The organism is Actinoplanes sp. NPDC048791 (assembly GCF_040650095.1).
In the GTDB taxonomy this organism is placed as follows: Bacteria; Actinomycetota; Actinomycetes; order Mycobacteriales; family Micromonosporaceae; genus Actinoplanes.
In genome coordinates, this window is the sequence record NZ_JBEZGQ010001127.1 from 1 (window position 1) to 2,506 (window position 2,506).

Genomic DNA, 2,506 nt, shown 5'->3' on the forward strand with positions numbered 1-2,506 from the left:
TGGGTGGTGCGGGGCCGGTCGACCGGCGGTGGTCAGCTCCGGCGGCAGCGGCCGCGGGAAGACGTCCAGTCGCGGCAGCAACCTCGCGACACTGCGAGTGCGGTGCCGGCGAGCCGGATCCCCTGGCTGGTCATGCTCCGATCCTTAGTCCTCAAATCCTATATGTCAACTAGGGTTTTGGTCCATGGGACCGGAAAATGGCCGTAGCCCGCTCCCGGACGTGCGGGAGCGGGCCACGGCTGAAGTGGGTACCGGTACGGTCAGTCGCGGGTGACGAGCCCTTCGAGGCGGTCGATGGCCGCGCTCACCTCGGCAGTGAGGCCGGCCACGGTGGCGGCCTGCTCGGTGGTCATCAGCTCGGCGTCGGCGGTGGTGTGGTCGATGTCGGTGATGGTGGCGCTCATCGTGGTCATGATCTCCACCACGGCGGTGACGTGCTCGTTGAGTTCGCCGAGCGTCGCCGTGATGGTCTCGGTGGACTCGGCGGTGGTGGCGGCCAGCCCCTTGACCTCGTTGGCCACCACGGCGAAGCCCCGGCCCGCGACCCCGGCCCGGGCGGCCTCAATGGTGGCGTTCAGGGCCAGCAGGTTGGTCTGGCGGGCGATGCCGCCGATGAACCGCGCGACCTCGTCCACCTTCTGCAGGCTCTCGTGCAGGGTGCCGACGGCCCGGCTGGCCTCGCTGTTGTTGCTCAGCAGGTGACTCGCCGCCGTCCGGGCGTCGCGTACCCGGTCGTCGATCCGGCTCGCCGCGACCCCGACCGTGCCGGCCCGGGCGGAGACGTCCGCCAGTTGTTGGGCGACCACGGTGGAGGTCTCGGTGACCAGCTGCCGGGCCTGTTCGCGGGTCTCCCGCTCGGCGGCGTTCTGCTTTTCGTGGGTCTCCTGCAACTCCCGCTGCCGCTGCTCCTGTTCGGACTGCAGCAGCCGGTCGCGACTGCTGATCGTGTCCAGCATGGCGTCGACGGCCCGGCCCAGCGCGGCGATGTCGTCGTCGCCGGTCGCGCCGATCCGCAGGTCGTGGTCGCCGGACGCGACGATCTGCTCGGTCGTGCGGCGCAGCGGGCGCACCCGCCGGCGTACCGCCCGCCGGGTCGAGACGGTCATCAGCACGACCAGCAGCAGTGTGGCCAGGGCGATGAGGACGAACAGCTTGCCGGCGGTGCTGGTCGCGGCGGCGTGGATCGGGCGGTCGCGGACCGACTCCAGGACCAGGGTCTGCCCGTCCACGGTGGTGATGCTCGCGTTGAGGGCGATGCCGCCGGCGTTCAGCACGCTGGTGCGTACCTCGACGGGACCCAGCAGGCTGGTCACCGTCGGCTGGGTCACGCCGTCGTCGCGGCGCCGGGCGACGACCTCGGTGGTCAGGTCGATGTCCGCGCTGAGCGCCCGGAGCCGGTCGGGGGAGAGCCGCTTGAGCAGGACGAGACCACCGGTTGGGGTGCCCTCGCCGCTGCTCGGGTACGCGGCCACGCCGCAGTACAGGTACATCGCGTCGGCGGAGACGATCCCGCAGCGGGCGGTGCCCGGCTCGCCGGCCGGGTCGTAGAGCCGGCTCAGCAGGGCGGGTTCGGTCAGCTGCGGCGCCGGGGCCGCGAAGCCGGCCGCGTCGCTGAGATATCCGCCGGCGATCAGCTCACCGGTGGGGGAGATGCCCAGCAGACCGTCGAGGTCGCTCACCGCGTGCGTCGCGTCCGGCGGGAAGTCCTCGGCGAAGCCGGCCCGGTCCGCCTCCTTGAGGTCCTGGTAACTGTCGTCCCAGACGGCGTTGGTCGCCCCGAACGCGGAGAGCAGCCGGGCCTGACCGTCCAGGCCGATCCGGATGCGGTCGGCGTCCTGGGCCACCTGCCGCGCCTCCAGCGCGTCGAACGCACCGGTGGTCACCTGCTGCAACACCAGGAAGCCCAGACCACAGCCGACCAGGGCGCCCAGCACAGGACCGAAAAGTCTCACCTTTAACCGCATACGAGACTGGTCGGCGTACCGGTCGCGGAGATGAGTGTGACGGTGCTGACAGGGCGGGACCTGTCCTAGAATGTCCGTATCGTCTCACGCCCGCACACTCGCCTGCTCGGTAGCGGGCCGCGCGCCGCCGCCCTGCAGGTCGCGGCGCTGTTCGCGCTCTCCGGGCTGCTCGCGCTCGTCGGCATCGCCAACGACACCCGCCGGGCCGTGGACCTGCTGATCATCGCGGCGGCGGACCTGGCCCTGGCCGCGGTGATCACGCCGCTGCCCTGGCACCGCTGGCGGCCGGGGGCGCCCGCGTTGCTCGCCCTACCCGCCTTCGCCGTCCTCGGCTTCTCGACGTGGGCGTTCGGTGGCATGGCCGCCGGTACGGGCCCGTTCCTGGTGCTGATCTTCGCGTGGGCGGCGCTGCACCACACCCGCCGGCTGCTGCTCGCGCTCGTCGGGCCGGCGCTGGTGGCGTACGTGGCCCCGCTGATCCTCACCGGCCAGCCGCCGGCCATCCTCGGCTCGGCGGCGGTGCTGCTGCCCGTCGCCCTCGG

The 2,506-nt window shown here is 72.1% G+C and carries 1 protein-coding gene and 1 pseudogene; one reads left to right on the forward strand and one right to left on the reverse strand.

From position 1 onward, the window contains the following. Positions 1-260: 260 nt before the first annotated feature. The gene (locus AB0C29_RS43155) at positions 261-1,952 is read right to left on the reverse strand and encodes a methyl-accepting chemotaxis protein (RefSeq protein ID WP_360833414.1); all 1,692 of its coding nucleotides are present in this window, start codon (positions 1,950-1,952) and stop codon (positions 261-263) included. Positions 1,953-2,171: 219 nt separating this feature from the next. On the opposite strand from AB0C29_RS43155, the pseudogene AB0C29_RS43160 reads away from it, so the two are divergent. Then, positions 2,172-2,506: pseudogene (locus AB0C29_RS43160) on the forward strand (sensor histidine kinase); the annotation flags it as partial.